Here is a 20618-nt window from a genome sequence, read left to right on the forward strand (position 1 = left end):
AGCTCACGGCGCAGGCGCGACGTCGACGAGACAGGAATTGTAGGTGGAGGCGCCGCAGGGCGCCGCGCGGTCCTCGGTGAGGAGATTGGCGCAGCCCCGTGTGTCGACCCCGTCGGCGCCCAGCGCGAACCACGCGCCCTCCTTGATCGACACGACGCCGGGGGCGATGCGCTCCGTCACCGTGGCGGGCAGGAGCGTCGCGCCGCGGTCGTTGAACACGCGGACGCGCTGGTCGTTCACGATGCCGCGCGCGGCCGCGTCGGCGGGGTGGATCCACACGTCCTGCCGGTCCGCGCGGGCGAGGATCTCCTGATTGTCGTGGATCGAGTGCGTGCGCGCCCGCGACTTGGGCGACACGCAGTGCAGGGGATAACGCCCGGCGGCGGGCGGCGCGATCCACGTGGGGATCGGCGGGATGGAGCCGAGGCCGTAGGGATCTCCATTCGCGGCGAGGGCGGTCGAGTAGATCTCGATCTTCCCCGACGGCGTGGAGAAGGGATGCGCGGCGGGATCGCGGATCTGGGCCGCGAAGGCTACCGGCTCCTCAGGCGGCGCGAGCCGCGCCAGGCCGGCGGCGCGAAAGGCCTCCCAGTCGTCGATCTCGCTGCCGGCGGTCAGCTCGCGCAGCCACTCGTCCTCGGTCTTGTCGTCGTCGGTGGGGAGCCCGAGCCGGCGCGAGAGGTCGGCGCAGATGTCGCGGTCGTTCCGGCACTCGTACATGGGCGCGATGGCCTGGCGCATGTAGATGACGTAGTGACCGCTCCCGCTCCACGGCGTGTGCACGTCGTTCCGCTCCCAGAACGTGGTGGCGGGCAGCACGATGTTGGCCTGACGCGCGGTCGGCGTGAGGAAGTGGTCGTGCACGACCATGAACTCCAGCCGCTGGAGCGCGGCCAGCGTCTTGGCCACGTTGGGAAGCTGGTTCACGAGGTCGCCGCATGCGGAGTAGATCATCTTGATGTCGGCGGGATAGCCGCCCGCCTTCCCGCGCTCGAGCAGATCGGCGAGGAGGGGTGAGGCCACGCGCGCCCGCGCGGGATTGGGCGGGGCGCCGAGACGCTTCACGCCGTGCGGGCGCGCGCCGCCGCTGCAGCCCGAGTTGCCGCCGGAGATGCCCACGTTGCCGGTGATGGTGGCCAGCGCGTACGCCGCGCGGTGGAACTGCTCGCCGTAGGCAGTGCGGCCGGGCGCGTAGCCGGTATGGAGGGCCGCGGGCTTGGCCGTCGCAAATTCTCGGGCGAGCCGGCGAATGGTGGCGGCGGGCACGCCGCAGAGCGGCTCCGCCCATTCCGGGGTCTTCCGCATGCCGTCGGCGAGGCCGGAGAGATACGCGCGGTAGGAGGCGCCGGCGGGCGCGCCCGCGGGCAAGGTTGCCTCGTCGAAGCCCTGCACGTAGCGGTCGAGGAAGGCCTGATCCTGCAACACCTCGCTCACGATCACCTCCGCCATCGCGATCAGCATGGCGGCGTCTCCACCCGGGCGGATGAACACGTGCTCGTCGGCGAGGCGCGCGCTGGTGCGGGTGACGCGCGGATCCACGCAGACCATGCGGACGCCGCGCTCCTTCGCCCAGCGGAGATACTCCATCGAGCCCGTTCCGAAGTGGCCGTCACCCGGGCTCCAGCCCCAGAGGAGCATGAGCCGCGAGTTGACGTAGTCCACGGGCTCGCGCCCCGCAAACTTGCAGTCGATGTCGGCGCCGTACGTGTAGCGGAGGGCGAAGATCTCCGCCTCGTTCGAGATGTTGGACCACAGCTCCGTGCAGCCGCCAAAGCGGTGGAGCATGCGCTGCACCGCGGAGCGGTTGTGGAGGCTGGCGGTGCTGCCGGTGCGCGAGCAGTCGAGGATGGCGGCGGGGCCGTGCGCGTCGCGAATGGCGCGCATGCGGGCGGCGATCTCGTCGAGCGCCTCGTCCCACTCGATACGCTCGAATCGGCCCGAGCCGCGCGGCCCCACCCGGCGGAGGGGATGGCGAAGCCGGTCCGGATGATTCACGCGCTCGGCGGCGCCGAAGCCGCGCACGCAGGCGTGGAGCGGCGGCATCTCCGGGGTCCAGCGCCGCGGATCGGTGCTGATGCGGGCGATGCGGCCGTCCACGACATGCGCGTTGACCGCGCAGCGCCCGCCGCAGTTGTGCGCGCAGGTCGAGGTCACCACCGTCTCGCCCGGCCGGGCGGCCGGGCGCGGCGACTCGTAGACCGTGCGCGAGCGGCTCGGCACTAGTCGAAGACGACCACGCCGCGGGCCACCTGGCCGCTGCGCAGCGCGGTGAAGCCCTCGTTGATCTGGTCGAGGCGATAGGTGCGGCTCACCAGCTCGTCGATCTTGAGCCGCCCTTCGAGGTAGAGATCGACCAGCTTGGGGAAGTCGATGTTCGGCCGCACCGAGCCGTACATCGTGCCCTTGATGCACTTTTCCTGCAGCGCCATCATGTACGGCGTGATGGGGGCGCGGACGTTGAGCGCGGCCATGCCCACGATCACCGCGGTGCCGCCCGGCCGGATCGCATCGACGATCTGTAGCGTGGTCGCCTCGCCGCCGATGGCGTCGAAGGCATAGTCCACGCCGCGCCCCGCCGTCAGCTCGCGCACTTTGTCCACCACGTTGTCGCGCGAGGCGTTGAACGTGTGGGTGGCCCCGAACTCCTTGGCGTAGGTCAGCTTGCTGTCCAGGAGGTCGGCGGCCACGATGATTCCGGCTCCGGCCAGCTTCGCGCCCTGCACGACGTTGAGCCCCACGCCGCCGCAGCCGACCACCAGCACCGAGGCGCCGGCCTCCACTTCGGCGCAGCGGGTCACGGCGCCCACGCCGGTGGGCACGCAGCAGCCCATGAGGGCGGCCTGCGGCCAGGGCATCTCGTGGCGCACCGGCACCAGCATCTCCGCCGGGCACACCACGCGCTCCGAGAACGTGCCGATGCGCGCCATCTGATTGATCGGAGCCCCGTCCTTGAAGAGGCGGTTGGTGCCGTCGAGCATCGCCCACCGGGCCGACTGGTGTCCGTCGCACAGGATGGTGCGGCCGATGGAGCAGTAGAGGCAGCGCCCGCAGTGGGGACGGAACGAGAAGATCACGTGATCGCCCGGCTTGACGTTGGTGACGCCCGGGCCCACCTCCTCGACCTGCCCCGCCGCCTCGTGACCCAACACCATGGGGAGCGGCGGCGTCCAGTCCCCGTTCATGATGTGCCAGTCGCTGTGGCAGATGCCCGCCGCCTTCACCTTCACACGGGCCTCACCGCCCTTCGGGCCTTCCTGCTTGAGGTCGACGATCTGGAGCGGCTCGTTGGCCTTGAAGAGGACGGCGGCTTTCATGACGGTCACCTCGTCGTGGGATGGGGTTCGTGCCGAAGAATAGCCGAGTTACTCGCGCTTGACCAGCGGCGGGATGGCGGCGAGCGCGATGGCGGCGCCGAAGGCGAGAAGGGCCAGCACGAGCCACGGCACGCCATAGGAGCCCGTGGCCTGGAGCAGGGCGCCGAACAGGGGCGGGCCGAGCAGGACACCGGACCAGGCGAAGGCGACGGCCACGCCGGTCAGCAGGCCCGCGTACCGGTGCCCGCCGACCTCGGCGGCCAGCGCGAGGAAGAGGCCCACCCAGCCGAAGGCGCCCGCGCCGGCCACGATGGCGACCGCGCCGATCACGGGGAGAGGCAGCGCCACCGCCGACGCGAACACGAGATAGGTGGCGCCGCCGATCACCGAGTTGATGATCACGCACGGGCGCCGGCGGCCTCCGAAGAAGCGATCGCTGATGATGCCCCACGCGAGCCGGCTCCCGGTGCCGCCGGCCTGCACCAGCGCGAGCAGCCCGCCCGCCGCCACCACGGAGAAGCCGAGCCGCTCGCGCGCGAACAGGGCGAGGTAGGCGAGCACGGAGGCCTGGGCCATGCCGAGGGCCAGGCCTGACGCCAGCAGCACCAGCAGCGAGCGATTGCCGAGGAAGCGCGCCAGCTCCGCGAAGCGCGCGGGCTCGATCCCGCCCGCGGCGGCGTGCGTGCGATCGCGCGGCATCAGCGCCAGTCCGGCCGCGGCGGCGACCAGCGAGGCCACGGCGGCCATCGTCATGGCGGCGCGCCAGCCCCGTGCCAAGGCGATTGCCGGCAGGGTGAGCGATCCCAGGATGCCGCCCAGGGTGAGACCGGTCTGCTTGATCCCCATCGCGAAGCCGCGCTCGCGCGCCGGAAAGCGCTGGAGGATGGCCCGGCCGGTGGCCGGGTTCACCACCGCCCAGCCGAGCCCGCCGACGAAGAGACACGCGAGGATGAGCGGCAGGTCGCGGGCCTCGGCGGCGACGGCGACGAGCGCGCCGGTCAGGCACTGGCCCGCCGCCAGGGTCAGGCGGGCGCCGAACCGATCCGTGAGCCAGCCAGCCGGCAGCGACATGACCACGCCGCCCAGGTAAATGGCGGGGAGGAAGAGGCCGACCTGCGCTCGCGTGAGATGCAGGTCCTCCAGCAGCAGCGGGGCCAGAGGCGCCACCGCGAGGACCGAGACCGCGCCGAGGGTGTGCGCGCCCGTGACCAAGGCGAGCAGGCCCCAGCGCCCGCGATCGGACGGCGGCCCGGGCGGCGCCATCCCCTACCCTTAGCACGCGGCGCCTCCTCCGCGACGTAGTGATAGGATTCCCCAACACACAGCTCCGAGGGAGGACGACTCCGTGCAACTGTTCGATCTGTCCGGCAAGGTGGCGGTGGTGACGGGGGGCAACGGTGGCATCGGCTTCGGCATGGCGCGCGGCCTCGCCGAGGCGGGCTCGGCGGTGGTCGTGGCCGGGCGCAACGCCGACAAGAGCGCCCGGGCGGTGAAGGAGCTCCAGGCGCTCGGCGCGAAGGCGGTGGCGATGGAGGTCGACGTGGCCGACGAGACCTCGGTGACCGCGCTGGTGAAGCGGGTGGCCGACGAGCTCGGGCGCGTCGACATCCTGGTGAACAATGCGGGCACCAACATCCGCAAGGCGCCTCAGGACCTCTCGCTCGACGAGTGGCATCACGTCATGGACACGAACCTCACGAGCGCATTCCTGCTCTCCAAGGCCGCCTATCCGCACATGAAGCGCGTCGGCGGCGGCAAGATCATCAACATCGGCTCGATGATGTCCATCTTCGGCGTGCGCTTCTCCCCCGCCTACGCGCCGTCCAAGGGGGGCATCGTCCAGCTCACCAAGGTGCTCGCGACCGCGTGGGCGGTGGACAACATCCAGGTCAACGCCGTGCTCCCAGGATGGATCGACACCGAGCTGACCCGGGGGGCCCGGCAGCAGGTCGAGGGCCTGCATGACTCGGTGCTCCGCCGCACGCCGGCCGGGCGCTGGGGCGTGATCGAGGACATGGCGGGCGTCGCGGTCTTTCTCGCCGGGCCGGGCTCTGACTTCGTGACCGGGACCGCGATCCCGGTCGATGGGGGCTATTCGATTCAGGGATAATTGCGATAACATCAAGACCTTGGCGACCAACGTGGCGGCGCGGCTTCTAGCCCTTTGTCTGCTTCTCGCGACCGCCGGGTGCGCCACGGTGGTGCGGCCGGACGCCGCGAGCGCGCCCGACTCGACGCCCGCCCTGGCCTTCGGCGCGGACACCTTCGCCTTCCCCAACGAAAGCCTCAGCAAGAACCGGGACAAGCCCGACCTCTACGCGAACTACTGCTTCGTGATGGCGCGCGCGGTCACGCAGTTCCAGCGCTTCGCGCGCTTCGAGCCCGGGCTGCCCCGTCTGGACGAGGCGGGTTACGCCGAGCGCGTGCGCGAGATCGCGTCGCATGCGCCCTGGCGCGATCCGCTGCCGGCCGCCGAGCGTGTGGTGATCCCCGGCTACGCGTCGCTCCACGACCTCTCGCGCGACCAGGAAGCCGCAGTGAAGGAGGGGCTGGGCACCAAGTTTTGGACGCTCATGAACTGGACGAACTGGCGCGTCGTGCTGCCCCCCTGGGGCTGGCATCAGGAGCGACTGGCCGACCAGACGGTGCAGGAGATCCGCGCCCAGCGCCCCGTGCAGTGGCTCGTGACCAACTTCCCCACATGGGAGCTGAACCACACCGTGCTCGCCTATGCATTCCACCTGGCGCCCGCCGGTGACGTCGAGTTCCTCGTCTACGACCCCAACGATCCCTACGTGCCCGGCATCATCACGTTCGATCGGGCCGCGCAGCGCTTCGTGGCGACGCGCCTCTTCGACACCGAGGTGGGGAAGATCCGGGCGTACCGGATGTACTACGGGCCCCTCCTCTGAGCGTGGGTATGTCGGCCGATACCATTGCTCGCCCGTCCTGGTACTCCCACGGCCTGAATCGCCTCGCGTACTATCGCCTGGCCGGCGGCGTCGCCGGGCTCTTGCCCCGGCGGCTGCGGCTCGGCGTCGCGCGCGTGGTCGGCCGCGCGGCCAGCCGGCGTCTCGCCGAGGAGCGGGCCCGGGTCCGGGGCAACCTGGCGCGCATCCTTCCACAGGCGGAGGCTCGTTCGCTCGATCGCGCCGTCAGGGAAACGTTCGCCAACTTCGCTGCGTGCTTCAGCGATTTCCTCACCGTCAATCGAGGGTCGCCGGCGCGCCTGCGTGACTACGTCTCCCGGCGGATCGGCGAGGAGCACCTCGACCTCGCCTGCGAGTCGGGGCGGGGCGTCATCCTTCTCACCGCGCACCTGGCCAACTGGGAGTTCGGCGGGCGGCTCCTCGTGCCTCGTCTCGATCGGATCACCCACATCGTCCTGGCAGGGGAACAGGACGCGGACCTCGAGCGTTACCTCCGGCGAGAGGGCGAGGGGCTGCGCTTCGTGACGCGGCGCCATGCCACCTCCACGCTGGGCCTGCTCGCGGCGCTCCGGCGCAACGAGGCGGTGGCGATGCAGGGCGACCGGCCGACCGGCGAGCGCGGCGACGTCCTCGTCGAGTTCTTCGGCGCGCCCGCGGCGTTCGCCATCGGGCCCTTCGTGCTCGCGCGTGCCGCCGGCGTGCCGGTGGTCCCCGCGTACTGCGCCATGGATGCCGATCATCACTATCGCATCACCATCGAGCCGCCGATCTGGGTGAAGCCGGGTGAGGAAGTGTCGGCGCTCACCACCATGGTGGCGACGCTGGAGCGCGCGATCCGCGCCCATCCCACGCAGTGGTTCAACTTCTTCGACGTGTGGAGCCCCCCGCGTGTCGCGGCCTGAGCGTGTCGCAGTGGTGGCGGCCGGTGTCACGACGCCGATCGGTCAGGATCTCGACGCGTTCTGGTCTTCCCTCCTCACCGGCGCGAGTGGCATCTCTACGATCGAGCGCTTCCCCGTCGCCGACCTCCGGGTGGGGCGGGGCGGGGAGATCAAGAAGCTCACCCGCATCAAGCGCTGGGATCGCGTGCCCGACTGCCGCGCCACGCGTCTGCTCATCTCCGCTGCCGACGAGCTGATCGCGCAGGCGCCGCTCGGGCCAGCCACGGTCGACCCGTCGCGCCTGGCGGTGGTGGTCGGCACCGCGCTGGGCGGCGTCGAGGAGGGCGAGCGGGCCCTGGCGGGCGAAGGCCCACGGCGCCGGCTGCGCGGAGCGCTCTACGATTCGCCCGGCGACAATCTCGCGCGGTGGCTGGGGGCGCGCGGGCCGGCGCTCACGGTGTCCACCGCGTGCGCCTCGGGCGCCACCGCGCTCGGCATCGGCGCCGAGATGCTCCGCCAGGGCCAGGCGGACCTGGTCGTCGCCGGGGGCTACGATATTCTCTGCCGCTTCGTGATGCGGGGCTTCGACGCGCTGCGCTCGCTCACGCGCGACGAGGTGCGCCCGTTCGACAAGCGCCGCAGCGGGCTCCTCCTCGGCGAAGCGGCCGCCCTCGTGCTGCTCGCCCGAGAGCCCGACGCCGACCGCGCCCCGCTGGGCTATCTGCTCGGCCACGCGAGCACTGGTGACGGCTCGCACATCTCGGCCCCCGATCCCGAGGGGCGGGGCCTCGAGCGCGCCGCGCGGCTGGCGCTGGCCGAAGCCGGGGTAGGGCCCGAGGACGTGGACTTCGTCAGCGCGCATGGCACCGCCACCCCGCTGAACGACCGCATCGAGACCGCGGTGCTCAAGCGCCTTCTCGGTCGGCGCGCGCCGTCGGTGCCGGTGAACTCGATCAAGGCCACCATGGGCCACACCATGGGGGCGGCGGCGACGCTGGAGGCGATCATGTGCCTCCTGGCCGGGCGGCACGGACAGATTCCCCCGACACGGCATCTGGAAGTGCCGGATCCTGAATGCGATCTGGACTATGTCCCGGGGACGGCGCGCGCGCTCAGGCCGCGGGTGTCGCTCAGCACCTCGCTGGGCTTCGGCGGCTGCAACGGCGCCCTCGTGCTGGAGTCGGCGTGAGCGGGGCGGCGGGCATTCCGGCGCCGGCGGTCCGGGCGGCGGGGCTCTGCTCGGGCTGGGGTACCGGCGCCGCCGCCCTCCCCGCGGACGCCCGGACCGCGGCCGGCGGTCGCTCGCTGATCGGGCTGGGCCGGCCCCAGGTGCAGGGCGAGCGCTTCCGCCGCGCCACGCGGGAGTGCCTCTGGGCCCTTGCAGCAGTCGAAGCCATGCTGGAAGATGGGCGAGCGGAGCGCGCGACGATCGCCGGGGAGCGTACGGCGCTGCTCTTCGTGAGCGCGGCGGTGTATGGCGCCTCGAATCGCGCCTTCATCGAGGGGACGGGCGGCGGCACGCACTTCGCGTACACGGCGCCCGCCGTGGTCCCGGCGGAGGCCGCCATCGAGTACCAGCTGCGCGGGCCCTCGGTGCTGTTCATCGGCGGGCCGCCGGCGGCGCTGCGCGCGATGTGGTACGGGGCCACGCTGCTCGCCGCGCGCGCCTGCGACCGGGCGTTGGTGCTGGGCGTGGAGACGTTCGAGGAGTGCGCGGACCTCTACGCGCGCGGGCGACGGCGGACGGCTCCGCCGCTGGTCGAGGCGGCGGCATGTCTCTGGCTCGAGCCCGGCGACGGCCGGCTCGTGCTGCGCTCGGCCCGCGGACGGTCTCGGGGGGACGGCGCGCGGCGTCTGGGCGAGATGCTCGCGGTGGGTCCGCTCGCCGAGGTGGCGTTGCGGCGGCACGAGGGAGATTCGTCCCCGCTGGCGGACCCGCTCGGGCTGACGGGGGCATGGCGAGGCGAGGTGGCCGATCTCATCATCACGAAAGGCGGCGGATGACGCAGAAGGAAGTGCTCGACGAGCTGAAAGCCATCGTCGTGGAGCGGCTGCGCTTCGATCCTCGACGGGCCGCGGACATGACGCTGGAGACGACACTCCCCAAGGGTGTCGAGGGCTCGCTGGGGCTGGACTCGCTCGACTTCATCGAGCTGTCGGTGGCGATGGAGGACCGGTTCGGCATCACCATCGAGGAAGGCCAGGATCTCGCCGAGGAGTTCAACTCGTTCGACAGCCTCTCGCGCTTCGTTCTCGCCAAGATGGGGCAGGCGTGAGGGAGCCCATGCCGCGGCGTCCCGCATGAGCCGGGTCGTCGTCAGCGGGCTCGGGGTGGTGAGTCCGTACGGGTCGGGCACCAAGACGTTCTGGGCAGGACTCGCCGCCGGCGCCTGCGCCATCCGTCCCATCACACTGATCGACACCGAGGGCTTCCGCTCGCGCGTGGCCGCTGAGGTCCCCGCCGACGCGATGGCGGGCCTGGGAGTCTCGCCGCGCCGCGCGCGCGCCGATCGCCTCGGGCTCGCGGCCGCGCGCGAGGCGCTCGCCGACGCCGGTCTCGGCCCGGCCGACCGGGCGGAGGCCGCGCTCGTGATCGGAGCGGTGGGCGGCGGCATGCTGGAGGGCGAGGCCTGGTACTGGGAAGAGACGCGGACCGGCCGGCCTTCGCCGCGCATCAAGGCCCTGCGCTCGATCCTGCCCTACACCCACGCCGAGACCATCGGCTGGCGCCTCGGCATCGGAGGCCCCAAGGAGACGGTGGTGATGGCCTGCGCGTCCGGCGCGGCCTCGATCGCCCTGGCCGCCGATCTCGTGCGCGAAGGCGTGGTGCCGCTGGCCCTCGCCGGTGGGGTGGACGCCCTCACGCGCATCTGCTTCATGGGCTTCAATGCCCTCAAGCTCCTCGATCCCGAGCCCTGCCGCCCGTTCGACCGCGAGCGGAAGGGCATGTCCATCGGCGAAGCGGCCGCATTTGTCGTGCTGGAGGACGCGGAGCGCTGCCGGGCGCGCGGGGCGCGCGAGATCGCGAAGCTCCTGGGAGCGGGGATCTCCACCGACGCGCATCACGTGACCTCGCCCCACCCCGAGGGCGAGGGAATGGCGCGCGCGATGACGCTGGCGCTCGCCGCCGCACACGTCGACCCGCGCGCCGTCGACTACGTCAACGCCCACGGCACCGGCACCCTCCAGAACGATCGCACCGAGGGGCTCGCGATCGCCCGCGTGCTGGGGGCGGGGCGCGTGCCGATCAGCTCGACCAAGTCGCTGGTGGGGCACACGATGGCCGCCGCGGGCAGCCTCGAGGCGGTCGCGAGCATCCTGGCCCTGCACCACGGCCTGATCCCGCCCACCGCCAACCTCCGCGAAGTCGATCCCGAGATCCCGTTCGACTGCGTGCCCAACATCGCCCGCCCCGCGCCGATCGAGGTCGCCCTCTCCAACTCGTTCGGCTTCGGCGGCCAGAACGTCAGCCTGGTCTTCGGACGATGAGCGCGCCGCGTCGCGTGGTGGTGACGGGGATGGGCACGGTGAGTGCCGCCGGCATCGGCGGGCGCGACGTCGTGCGGGCCCTCCTCGCGCGACGCGACTCCGCGCTGCGTCCCCTGCGCTCCTTCGACACCGCGACGCTGCCGAGCCATCTCGCCGGGGAGATCGACGACGAGGCCCTCGACGCACTGTTCGACCGGGACGCGGCGCGGCGACTCTCCCGCATCTGCCGCCTCACCGTAGCGGCCTGCCGGCTCGCTGTCGAGGACGCGCGCGTGAACGCCGGCCCGACCCTGGGCCTGGTGGTCGGCACCGAGTTCGGTGACTTTCGCTCGAGCGGCGAGTTCGCCACCGGCTTCCTCAAGCGCGGTCCGTCGGGGCTCTCGCCCATGCTGTTCCCCGGTACCGTGATGAACTCGATGAGCGCCGCCGCGTCGATCGCCATCGGGGTGAAGGGCCCCACGGTGACGGTGAACCAGGTCACGGTGGCGGGTGAGGTCGCGCTGGCGCGCGGCGCCGCCCTGGTTGCCCGCGGCCACGCGGAGGCGGTCCTGGCCGGCGGCGTGGACGAGCTGTGCGGTCCGGTGTATCAACGCCTCGCGCACGAGCTGGGCGTGCTGTCGCCCATGCGCCGGCCCGACGGGCGGCGCGACGGCGTCGAGGGCTGCCGCCCCTACGCGCCCGACCACAACGGTCCCGTGCTGGGCGAGGGCGCGACGTTCGTGGTGCTGGAGGATCGCGAGGTCGCCGGTGCGCGCGGAGCGACCATCCTCGCCGAGCTCCGCGCGACGCGCTGGGGCAACATTCCGGTGGCGCCGTACGCCGCGCCCGCCGGCCGTCACGATCCCCGCTCGGTGCTCCGCGCGAGCCTGGCCGAGGCGCACCTGCCCGCGGCCGCGCTCGGGAGCTGCTGGGGCTCCGGCAACGGCGATCCGGCGCTCGATGACTGGGAGCTGGCGCTGCTCCGCGCCGATCTGGCGGAGCGCCCCGATCTCCTCCCGCCCCGCTCGGCGGCGGCGCTCGTCGGTCAGCATGGCGGGGTCGGCGCGCTGAGCGCGGCGGCGGCGAGCCTCGACCTTGGCGCCGGCCCGGCGCTCGTCCATGGCCTCGCCCGGGGCGGCTGCCGCGCCGCGCTCGTCCTCGCGACCCCGAGCGGCCGGTGACGCCGTGGGCGACCATCTGATCGTCATTCCGGTCTTCAACGAGGCGTCGACCATCGGTCCGCTCGTGGCCCGGGCGCGCCGCCACGGCGCCGTCGTGGTGGTGGACGACGGCTCGACCGACGACAGCGGCGCGGCGGCGGCGGGGGCGGGGGCCGACGTGATACGGCTCCCGCGCCAGCGGGGGAAGGGGGAGGCGCTGCGGCGGGGCTTCGACCTGGCCCTCGCGCGGGGCGCCGAGCGGGTCGTGACGCTCGATGGCGACGGGCAGCACGATCCCGACGAGATCCCGCGCCTGCTCGAGGCCGCCGCCGAGCATCCCACAGCCTTCGTCATCGGGGGCCGGCTCGGCGTCGGCGCGACCGAGGATCCTGCCGAGCCGGGCTACCGGGTGATCCCGACGGCGCGGCTCAACGCGATGCGGGTGGCCGGCTTCTTCATCGACTGGCTCAGCGGGCACGCCCTCCGGGACACGCAGTCCGGCTACCGCGTCTACCCGCAGGCGCTGCTCGTGGCCGCGCGGCCGCGCCGCGGCGGCTTCGTGCTCGAGACCGAGATGCTGCTGCGGGCGGCCGCGCTCGGGCTGCCGCTGGTGGAGACGCCGATCACCGCCGTCTATCACCGCGCGCGCCGAAGTCGCTTCCGGCCCCTTCGGGACGGCGTCGCGGTGGGCTGCTACCTCGCCGGCCACGGCCTCCGACGCTGGGCGCACGATGTCGGCCTCGTGATCAAGCGGCTCGTCGGCGTGATGGGGGCCGAGCGGCGCGTGCCGCGACATCGCGAGCTCGCCACCGCCACCGCCGGGCATCGCGACAACCCGGGCGCCTTCGGGCTGGCTGTCGCGGCCTTCGTGATCGCGCGCACCTCGGACACCTGGCAGCGCTGGTGGGTCGACGCGCGCGTCATCCAGATGCGCGAGGTGGGCCTCGCCACCGTCGCCCTGCCCGCGCTGGCCGCGCTCGCGGTGGCCCAGCCCGTCCTCGGCCGCGCCGGGCTCGATCCGCTCACCAAGTTCATCCGGCGCGTGTACGCGCAGGATCGCCTTGCCCGCGCGCTCCACCGCCATGCCTGACCGCGCCGCGGCCGACGTCATCGTCATCGGGGGCGGGCCCGGCGGCTCGACTGCCGCGACGTGTCTGGCCCAGGGAGGCCTCCGCGTGACGCTGGTCGAGCGCGAGGCCTTTCCGCGCTTCCACATCGGGGAATCGCTGCTGCCCGCGAATATCCCGCTGCTCCAGCGCATCGGCGTCCTCGATCGCGTGAAGTCGGCCGGCTTCATCACGAAGTACGGCGCGTACATCCACGATCAGGAGTCGGAACTCGACTACACGTTCACGTTTCGCGAAGGCAAGCCGTGGCCGCCGTGGGCCTTCGAGGTGCCGCGCGCGGAGTTCGATCGCGTGCTGCTCGATCACGCCGCCGCGCAGCCCGGCGTGACGCTGCTGCAGCCGGCGAGCGTCGAGAAGGCGGGCTTCGACGCCGACGGCGTCACCGTGGACGTGGTGGACGGCGGAGGGACGCGCACGCTGCGCGCGGGGTTCCTGGTGGACGCGAGCGGGCGCGACGGCTTCCTCGCGTCCCGCCTGGGACGCCGCGAGCGCATTCCCGGGCTCGGCAAGGTCTCCCTCTTCGCCCACTTCCGCGGGGCGCGGCGCTGGCCCGGGCGCGAGGAAGGCAACATCCGCCTCTACGTCTTCGAGGACGGCTGGTTCTGGTACATCCCCTTCGCCGGGGACGTGACCAGCGTGGGCTGCGTGCTCCACGGGCGCGCGGTCTCCGCCCGCGAGGGCATCGAGGCCATCTACGCGCAGATGATCGCGCGCTGCCGGGGCGTCGCCGAGAACCTCCGCGACGCCGAGCGCATCACCCCCGTGCAGAGCGCGGCGAACTTCTCCTACCGGACGGAGCCCGTGGTGGGCGACCGCTTCGTCTGCGTGGGCGATTCGGTGGTCTTCATCGACCCCATCTTCTCCACCGGCGTGTTCGTCGCGATGCAGTCCGCGGAGCTGGCGGCGGCCGAAATCCTCCGCGCGTTCCGCGACAACCGCTTCGAGGTTCGACGCTTCGGCGGCTACGTCCGGCGGGTGCAGCGCGGGCTCCGGCCGTTCACTCGCTTCATCAACCGTTACTACGAGCCCGCGTTCCTGGAGGTGCTGCTCCGGCCGCGGGAGAACTACGGCATCCTCGACAGCGTCACCGGCCTCCTCGCCGGCGGCGCCTTCATCCGCATGCCCTTCCGCATGCGCGTGTCGCTGATGGTCTTCTCTCTCGCCGTTCGGATCAATACCTGGCGGCGACGTTGGCTCGGGTTGCCGGTCGAGTCCCGGCTCACGTGGTGATGCCCACCCCCGGATTCGACACGGACGTCCTGATCGTCGGCGGAGGGCCTGGGGGCTCGACCACCGCGACGTTCCTCGCCCGCTCCGGGCTCGACGTCACGGTGGTGGAGCGCGAGCCCTTTCCCCGGTTCAAGGTGGGCGAGTCGCTGGTGCCGAACTGCATGCCGATCCTCGAGCGGCTCGGCGTGCTCGGCGACGTCAAGACCCACGGTTTCCTCGACAAGTTCGGCGTCACCTTCCACGATCAGGAGCTCGAGCGCGAGGCCACGTTCACGTTCCGCGAGGGGCGTCCGTGGCCGCACTTCACCTACGACGTGCACCGCGCGGAGTTCGATCAGGTGCTGCTCGACCACGCGGTGCGGACGGGCGCGCGCCGGCTCCAGCCCGTCACGGTGGAGAAGGTCGCGTTCGATGCCGACGGCGTCACCGCGCGCCTGAGCGACGCGGACGGCGAGCGGACGCTGCGCGCCCGCTTCCTCGTGGACGCGAGCGGGCGCGACGGCTTCCTCGCCTCGCGCCAGGGACGGCGCGAGCCCATGCCCGGCCTCGGCAAGGTGGCGATCTTCGCCTACTTCCAGGGCGCCAAACGCTGGCCCGGCCGCGAGGAGGGCAATGTCCGCATCTACATCTTCCCCGAGGGCTGGTTCTGGTACATCCCCCTCGCGCGGGACGAGACCAGTGTCGGCTGCGTGCTCCACTCACGGGTGGTGAAGGCGCGCGAGGGCACGCCCGAGGACCTCTTCCGCGCCATGGTGGAGCGCTGCGAGCTCGTGCGCGACAACCTCGAGGGCGCTCGGCAGGTGACTCCCATGTACACCGCCGCCAACTTCGCCTACGCGGTGGACCCCATCGTGGGCGACCGCTTTCTCTGCGTGGGCGACGCGGTGGCCTTCGTGGACCCGATCTTCTCGGCCGGGGTGTTCCTCGCCATGGCGGAAGGGGAGATGGCGGCGAAGGAGATCGTGGAAGCCTTCCACTCCGGGCGCTTCGAGGCGCGACGCTTCGGGGGTTACGCGCGGCAGGTGCGCCGCGGCATGCGGCCCTTCACGCGCTTCATCACACAGTTCTACGACCGCCAGTTTCTCGAGATCTTCATGAACCCGCGGGACACCCTCGGGCTGATCGACGCGGTGACCTTCGTCCTCGCGGGCGGCGCCTTCCATCGTATCCCCCCGACGATGCGGTTCCGCATCGGGCTCTTCTGGGCCATCGTGCGTATCAATCGCCGCATCCGGCGGCGGCAGGGGCGAGCCGAGTCGCGCCTCGAGTACTAGACGGCCGATGCGCCGCCTGTTCCCGCGCGGCTACGGCTTCACCGTGCTCGGCATCGCGGTGGGCATGGCCGGGCTGGTCGCCCTCGGCGCCATGGCCGAGCGCATCAGCCGCTTCATCGAGGGCGGCGACCGCTTCGTGCTCGGCCAGATCTCGGTCGCCGGCGAGGGGATGGGCATGGGCGCGGGCTTCACCGCGGGCGGCCTCCTCCCCGCCGCGCGCTTGGCCGAGATCGCGAAGGTGCCGGGCGTCGCGCTCGTGCAGCCGCAGGTGATGCTCCCCATCAACCCGAGCACGTCGAGCTTCATGACCCTCACGCAGGAATTGCTGATGGGCATGGACCCGAGCGCGCCACAGGCCAACCGCAACTACCAGACGCTGCCGATCCGGAAGGGGCGGAGCCTCGCCCCCGGCGACCGCGGCGTCGCGGTGCTGGGCCTCGACTTCGCGGCCTCCCACAAGCTGGACGTGGGCGGCGTGCTGCCGATGGGCGCCCTCGAGTTCAAGGTGGTCGGCATTCTCGACAAGACCCTGACCGCGCCGGATCGCTTCGCTATGGTCTCACTCGAGGATGCCCGCGACGTGTGGCTGCGCCGCGATCCGTTGCTCTTCCGGGTGTTCGGCGGCGGCGGGCTCACCCGCGCCGATCTCAACTCGGGCGCCGCGGTGGCCTGGCAGGACGGCGTGGATCCCAACGACCTCGCGCGGCGTATCCAGGCCAGCGTGAAGGGCGTGAACGTGACGATCCCGAGCGAGCTGTCCGAGATGCTGCGCACCTCCACCGCCTTCTTCTCGGCGCTCCTGGTCGGCATCGGCACCCTGGCCCTCGTGATCGGCGGGCTCTCACTCGCGAACACCGTCACCGCGGCGGTCTTCGAGCGCATCCGTGACTTCGGGGTGAAGCGCGCGCTCGGCGCGACCGACGTCCAGCTCCTCCGGGAAGTGCTGGGCGAGGCGCTCGGCGTGAGCCTCTGGGGCGTCGGGCTCGGCGTCGCGCTCGCGCTCGGCATCGGCTTCGTGGTGGACTCGCGCACGGTGCGCGAGGGCCAGCAGCTCTTCTTCTTCTCGCCGCGCCTGCTCGGCTTCACCTTCGTGTTCGCGCTGCTCCTCGGGTCGCTCGCCGCCGCCTACGCCACGCTCCGCATCACGCGGCTGTCGCCGGCCGAGGCGATCCGCCGGGGGACCTGAGCGGTGCGGGTGCGGGCGAGCGGGCTGGGCAAGGTCTACCCGGGCATCGACGGCGCGCCACCCGTGCGCGTCCTGGACGACGTGAGCCTCGATGCCGAACCGGGCCAGGTGCTCGCGGTGATCGGCCAGTCCGGCTCGGGCAAGTCCACGCTCCTGCACCTGCTCGGGCTGCTCGAGCCGGCCGACGCGGGGGAGATCCGCTTCGACGACACGCGGGTAAGCCATCTGGGCCGCCACGCGCAGTGCCGGGTGCGCGGCACGCAGATCGGCTACGTGTTCCAGTCCTTCCTCCTGCTGGGAAGCCTTACCGCGCTCGACAACGTGCTGCTCGCCGCGCGCTACGTGGGGCGCGACCGCCGCGACGCGGAGCGCGATGCCCTCGCCCTGATGGAGCGGCTGGGCGTGCTCCACCGGCGCGGCCACTATCCCGCCCAGCTCTCCGGCGGGGAGCAGCAGCGCGTGGCCTACTGCCGGGCCGTGCTCAATCGCCCGCCGCTGCTCCTCGCCGACGAGCCCACGGGCAACCTCGACGACACGCACGCGCGCGTGATCCTGGACGAGCTGCGCGCGCAGGCGCGCGAGCGCGGCGCCACCGTCATCCTCGTCACCCACCGCCCCGACGCCGCCGCGACCGCGGACGCCTGCCTGCGTCTGGCCGCCGGCCGGCTCGCGAGGGGCTGAGGCCCGCGGGCGTGCGCGCCGCCGTCCTCGTGGCGCTCGCCACGGCGGCGCTGGCCCTCCTGCTGCTCCTGCCCGGGCTGGGCGCCGTGCCCTTCGACGACCCGGGCGAAGGGCAGCACGCGGAGATCGCCCGCGAAGCGTGGCGATCGGGCGACTGGCTGACGCTTCACCTCAACGGCGTGCGCTACTTCGACAAGCCGCCGCTGCTCTACGCGCTCCAGGCCGCGGCCTTCAGCGCCGGCGGCGTCTCGGAATGGTCGGCCCGCCTCGCGCCCCTGAGCGGCGCGGTGCTGGCCGTTGCGGGGACGGCGCTGCTGGGCGCGCGGCTGCTCGGGCCTGGCCCGGGCCTGCTCGCTGGCGTCGCCCTCCTGTCGTGCGCACTGTTCGCCGCCTTCGCGCGCTACGTGCGGCCGGAGACGCTGTTCCTCGCCGCGATACAGTGGGGGTTCACCGGCCTCATCGTCGGCTGGCGCGAATCGCGGCGCGCGTGGTCGCTCGCCGGCTGCGTGGCGCTGGGGCTGGCCGCGCTCGCGAAGGATCCGATCGGACTCGTCGGCCCGCTCCTCGCCGTGGCGGGCGCGGCCGCGCTGGCCGGCCGTTTCCGTCCCGTCAGGGCCTGGCTTCCGCCGCTCGGCATCGTCCTCATGGCGGTAATCGGCGGCGGCTGGTACGCGCTCGCCGCCGCGCGGAACCCCGGCTTTCTCTGGTACGTCATGGTGGACAATCACGCGCGCAACGCGGCCCTCGTGCGGCTCTTCCCCGACGAGGACGTGCCGATCTCGGCGCTCGAGTTCCTGGCGACCACCGCGCTGGGCGCCTTCCCCTGGGTCGTGCCCGCCGTGCTCGCCGTGGTCGCCCTCGCGCGCCGGCGGGCGTGGCGGCATCCCGTAGAGGCTCCGTGGGTGGCGCTGGCCCTCTGGGCCGCGGGCAGCGTGGCGCTTTTCGCGCTCGTGCCGTTCCGCCTCCCCCACTATGGCTTGCCCGTGTATCCGGCGATCGCGCTGCTCGCCGCGCGGTGGTGGGCCGAGCGCGTGCCGCGGCAGGTGCGTGCGGCGGGGTGGCTGCACCTCGGGCTCTTCGCGCTGGTCGCGGCGGGCTGCGCGCTCGGCACGGCGAGCGACGGCCGGCTCTTCACCGCGGAGGTGCTCGGCGTCTCCGACGTGACGGCGCGCAAGGCGACCACCGCGGCAGCGGGCACCTCGCTCACGGCGCTCTGGCCCCAGTTCGCGCGGCTGCTGGAGCGCGCCACCGTCGTCTTCACGCTCGGCGCCGCCGCCCTCCTGGTCGTGCTCGTGCTCTCGCGGCGCCGGCCGCGAGGTGAAGGCTTGGTGGCGCCGCTCGTCGCGCTCACCATGCTCGCGATGGTGCCGCTGGTGGGCGCCGGGTTGGGCGTCCTCTCGGCGTCGCGCGCGGTGCCCCGGCTCGCCGCCGAGGTGGCGGCGCGGACGCGGCCCGGCGATCTCCTCGTGCACGAAGGCCCCATCGAGGTCTCGGGGGCGCTCGAGCTCTACTCCGGCCGCCGGCCCGCGCTGCTCGACGGCACGCGAAGCGTGCTGGGCTTCGGCGCCACCTATCCCGAGGCGCGCGACACGTTCTGGACGCGCGAGCGCTTCCAGCGTGAGTGGAGCTCGGACCGGCCGGTGTACCTGGTCACGCCACGCGCGCCCGCCGCGAGCGTCATCGCCACGGTGCCGCCCGATCGACGGCATCTTCTCCTGGAGGACAACGGCCGCCGACTCTACGTGAACGCGCCTCAGCCCTCGCGGTAGAGCACGAGCAGGAGGCCGACCAGCGCCAGCGCCGGCGGCCAGATGCGCGCGGGGATGCGGCGGTCCGCCCCGGGGAGGCGGAGCTCGAGCCAGCGCGTCCAGCCGATGAGCACACCGAGCAGGCCCAGCGGCAGGTGCGTGACCTCCATGAGATAGGACTCCTTCACGCCCACCAGCGGATGGGCGTGGGCGAGCAGCAGCCCGCCGCCCACCGCCATGAGGAGCGGCGCCACGCGCGCCCATCCGGGCGCGGCAAGCCGCCGCTCGAGGACCAGCCACTCGAAGAGCCCCAGGACGGCGGGCAGGAGTGCCAGCGCGCGATGCTGGAGCACCTCCGGATCCACGAGGCTTCCCCAGAAGGTCTGCGTCGGGCTCAGCGGCCACGCGTTTGGATCGGTGCGCAGCAGAAGGAAGGCGGACAGCGCCAGGAACACGAGTGGCCAGTGCCGCGCCCAGGCCATGCCGGCCAGTCGGTGGAGGGCGGCGAGAATCCCGATGAAGAGCACGAAGGCGCCGGCGACATTATGGTTGTACTCGGACCACGCGATATCGGCGGCGGTGCGAGGCGCGAGGGGATCGTCGATCGCGGCAGCCGAGGCGAGCTCGGTGAAGCTCGGGGTCGAGAAGGCGGGCCAGCGCGGTGCGAAGCGGGCCGCGATCTCCGCCGCGGTGGCGCGGTCGCGGACGATGTCGACGCCGGGCGGCGCCGAGCCGAGTGACGCGGCCACGAACACCAGTGTGACGGCGAGCCCCGCCTCGACTTCGACGAAGCGGCCCAGCCGGACGGGCAGCATCGTCCGCGTCGGGGGGAGGCGGCGGACCGCGCGGAAGTTGGCCGCTCCCAGGGCGAGGAGCCCGATCACGAGCGCGGTCTTCGCGAGCAGCATGCCCCCGTACGCGGTGCCGATCAGCGCGCCCGGATCTCCCACGTACACCAGCGCCAGCAGGAGCCCGCTCGCGCCGAGCACCGCCACCGCGACCTGCGCCACGCGCGAGAAGGCCCGGAGCGCGCCGGCGGGCCACGCGACGTCGCCGCGCGCCAGCACGAGGACGATGAGGTGGACGAGCCCGCCGCCCCACACCGCGCTGGCGAGCTGATGGAGCACGTCCACGGCGAGCAGTGTCTCGCGCCCGTGGAGCCGGGCGGTGGCGTGGCTGGTCCAGGCGGCCGTGCCCGCGGCGGCGAGTCCCGCGCCGAGCAGCGCCAGCCACGGGCCGTCCGTGCGGGGCCGGCGCGCGATCCAGGTCGCCGCGCCGAGCGCGGCCAGTCCCGCCGCCATCCGGAGCGCGCTCGCCCGGGCGAGGGGCGTGGCCAGGAAGTCGGCGAGAGGCCAGGCCGGCTCGTCCGCCACGCTGCTGAGAATCAGGAGGAGCGCGGTCGCCTGTGCCGCGAGCAGGAGCAGTCCCCCGGCGCGGACCAGGCGCACGACGTGGCGGCGGAGAACCGAGGCGTCGGCGGCGCCTGTCAGCCAGGGGCGGAGCACCGCGAGACCGAACACCGCGCCCCCCAGCACGAGCGCCTGGCCGAGGAGGCCCAGTGCGCGCAGGAGGACGAGGGCGAGCGGGACCACGGGACCTGAGTATCCCACACGGGGCGG

At 72.8% G+C, this 20618-nt stretch carries 18 protein-coding genes; 14 read left to right on the plus strand and 4 right to left on the minus strand.

The features are described from left to right. Positions 1 to 3: 3 nt before the first annotated feature. From VFX14_15525 to VFX14_15535, 3 genes are read right to left on the minus strand one after another with little or no spacing between them, the layout of a single operon-like run. Positions 4 to 2220, minus strand: a complete 2217-nt coding sequence (locus VFX14_15525; protein ID HEU5191094.1) for a molybdopterin-dependent oxidoreductase — start codon at positions 2218 to 2220, stop codon at positions 4 to 6. Then, entirely contained in the window at positions 2220 to 3314 is a 1095-nt protein-coding gene (locus tag VFX14_15530) for a Zn-dependent alcohol dehydrogenase (GenBank protein HEU5191095.1), read from the minus strand. Before VFX14_15530 ends, VFX14_15525 begins: the two co-directional genes overlap by 1 nt. Positions 3315 to 3362: 48 nt before the next feature. Beyond that, positions 3363 to 4577 carry an MFS transporter gene (locus VFX14_15535; protein HEU5191096.1) on the minus strand — a complete coding sequence of 405 codons (1215 nt, stop codon included), beginning with the start codon at positions 4575 to 4577 and terminating at the stop codon, positions 3363 to 3365. 82 nt (positions 4578 to 4659) lie between these two features. On the opposite strand from VFX14_15535, the gene VFX14_15540 reads away from it, so the two are divergent. The 14 genes from VFX14_15540 to VFX14_15605 are packed head-to-tail and all read left to right on the plus strand — an operon-like array spanning position 4660 to position 19020. Beyond that, positions 4660 to 5424 carry a glucose 1-dehydrogenase gene (locus VFX14_15540; protein ID HEU5191097.1) on the plus strand — a complete coding sequence of 255 codons (765 nt, stop codon included), beginning with the start codon at positions 4660 to 4662 and terminating at the stop codon, positions 5422 to 5424. 19 nt (positions 5425 to 5443) lie between these two features. Beyond that, positions 5444 to 6226, plus strand: a complete 783-nt coding sequence (locus VFX14_15545) for a hypothetical protein (protein ID HEU5191098.1) — start codon at positions 5444 to 5446, stop codon at positions 6224 to 6226. Positions 6227 to 6234: 8 nt separating this feature from the next. Continuing rightward, positions 6235 to 7146, plus strand: a complete 912-nt coding sequence (locus VFX14_15550) for a lysophospholipid acyltransferase family protein (GenBank protein ID HEU5191099.1) — start codon at positions 6235 to 6237, stop codon at positions 7144 to 7146. Continuing rightward, positions 7133 to 8314: a beta-ketoacyl-[acyl-carrier-protein] synthase family protein gene (locus VFX14_15555; protein HEU5191100.1), complete on the plus strand. Its 1182-nt coding sequence runs from the start codon at positions 7133 to 7135 to the stop codon at positions 8312 to 8314. The genes VFX14_15550 and VFX14_15555 overlap by 14 nt, the downstream gene beginning before the upstream one ends. Further along, a complete protein-coding gene (locus VFX14_15560; protein HEU5191101.1) occupies positions 8311 to 9129 on the plus strand; it encodes a beta-ketoacyl synthase N-terminal-like domain-containing protein in 819 nt (272 codons plus the stop codon). The genes VFX14_15555 and VFX14_15560 overlap by 4 nt, the downstream gene beginning before the upstream one ends. Further along, positions 9126 to 9401, plus strand: a complete 276-nt coding sequence (locus VFX14_15565; protein ID HEU5191102.1) for an acyl carrier protein — start codon at positions 9126 to 9128, stop codon at positions 9399 to 9401. Before VFX14_15560 ends, VFX14_15565 begins: the two co-directional genes overlap by 4 nt. Before the next feature lie 25 nt (positions 9402 to 9426). Further along, on the plus strand, positions 9427 to 10614 hold the full coding sequence (locus tag VFX14_15570) for a beta-ketoacyl-[acyl-carrier-protein] synthase family protein (GenBank protein HEU5191103.1): 1188 nt from the start codon (positions 9427 to 9429) through the stop codon (positions 10612 to 10614). Next, on the plus strand, positions 10611 to 11774 hold the full coding sequence (locus tag VFX14_15575; GenBank protein HEU5191104.1) for a beta-ketoacyl synthase N-terminal-like domain-containing protein: 1164 nt from the start codon (positions 10611 to 10613) through the stop codon (positions 11772 to 11774). The genes VFX14_15570 and VFX14_15575 overlap by 4 nt, the downstream gene beginning before the upstream one ends. A gap of 4 nt (positions 11775 to 11778) precedes the next feature. Beyond that, positions 11779 to 12843, plus strand: a complete 1065-nt coding sequence (locus VFX14_15580; GenBank protein ID HEU5191105.1) for a glycosyltransferase family 2 protein — start codon at positions 11779 to 11781, stop codon at positions 12841 to 12843. Next, entirely contained in the window at positions 12836 to 14110 is a 1275-nt protein-coding gene (locus tag VFX14_15585; GenBank protein HEU5191106.1) for a tryptophan 7-halogenase, read from the plus strand. The genes VFX14_15580 and VFX14_15585 overlap by 8 nt, the downstream gene beginning before the upstream one ends. After that, positions 14110 to 15384 (plus strand): NAD(P)/FAD-dependent oxidoreductase, encoded by a 1275-nt coding sequence (locus tag VFX14_15590; protein ID HEU5191107.1) that lies wholly within the window; start codon positions 14110 to 14112, stop codon positions 15382 to 15384. Before VFX14_15585 ends, VFX14_15590 begins: the two co-directional genes overlap by 1 nt. A gap of 7 nt (positions 15385 to 15391) precedes the next feature. Continuing rightward, on the plus strand, positions 15392 to 16570 hold the full coding sequence (locus tag VFX14_15595) for an ABC transporter permease (protein ID HEU5191108.1): 1179 nt from the start codon (positions 15392 to 15394) through the stop codon (positions 16568 to 16570). Between the two features lie 3 nt (positions 16571 to 16573). Further along, positions 16574 to 17251, plus strand: coding sequence for an ABC transporter ATP-binding protein (locus VFX14_15600; protein HEU5191109.1), 678 nt, complete (start codon positions 16574 to 16576; stop codon positions 17249 to 17251). Positions 17252 to 17262: 11 nt separating this feature from the next. Further along, positions 17263 to 19020, plus strand: coding sequence for a glycosyltransferase family 39 protein (locus VFX14_15605; GenBank protein HEU5191110.1), 1758 nt, complete (start codon positions 17263 to 17265; stop codon positions 19018 to 19020). Here the strand turns inward: VFX14_15605 and VFX14_15610 are convergent. After that, entirely contained in the window at positions 19005 to 20591 is a 1587-nt protein-coding gene (locus tag VFX14_15610; protein ID HEU5191111.1) for a CopD family protein, read from the minus strand. The genes VFX14_15605 and VFX14_15610 overlap by 16 nt on opposite strands. Between the last annotated feature and the right edge of the window lie 27 nt (positions 20592 to 20618).

The sequence above is a fragment of the Candidatus Methylomirabilota bacterium genome (assembly GCA_035764725.1).
Lineage (GTDB): Bacteria > Methylomirabilota > Methylomirabilia > Rokubacteriales > CSP1-6 > DASRWT01.

Excerpts from the sequence above, each read along its gene's own strand:
- VFX14_15530 (HEU5191095.1), bottom strand. The coding sequence starts at position 3,314 with ATGAAAGCCGCCGTCCTCTTCAAGGCCAACGAGCCGCTCCAGATCGTC.
- VFX14_15535 (HEU5191096.1), bottom strand. The coding sequence starts at position 4,577 with ATGGCGCCGCCCGGGCCGCCGTCCGATCGCGGGCGCTGGGGCCTGCTC.
- VFX14_15550 (HEU5191099.1), top strand. The coding sequence starts at position 6,235 with ATGTCGGCCGATACCATTGCTCGCCCGTCCTGGTACTCCCACGGCCTG.
- VFX14_15565 (HEU5191102.1), top strand. The coding sequence starts at position 9,126 with ATGACGCAGAAGGAAGTGCTCGACGAGCTGAAAGCCATCGTCGTGGAG.
- VFX14_15570 (HEU5191103.1), top strand. The coding sequence starts at position 9,427 with ATGAGCCGGGTCGTCGTCAGCGGGCTCGGGGTGGTGAGTCCGTACGGG.
- VFX14_15575 (HEU5191104.1), top strand. The coding sequence starts at position 10,611 with ATGAGCGCGCCGCGTCGCGTGGTGGTGACGGGGATGGGCACGGTGAGT.
- VFX14_15585 (HEU5191106.1), top strand. The coding sequence starts at position 12,836 with ATGCCTGACCGCGCCGCGGCCGACGTCATCGTCATCGGGGGCGGGCCC.
- VFX14_15590 (HEU5191107.1), top strand. The coding sequence starts at position 14,110 with ATGCCCACCCCCGGATTCGACACGGACGTCCTGATCGTCGGCGGAGGG.
- VFX14_15595 (HEU5191108.1), top strand. The coding sequence starts at position 15,392 with ATGCGCCGCCTGTTCCCGCGCGGCTACGGCTTCACCGTGCTCGGCATC.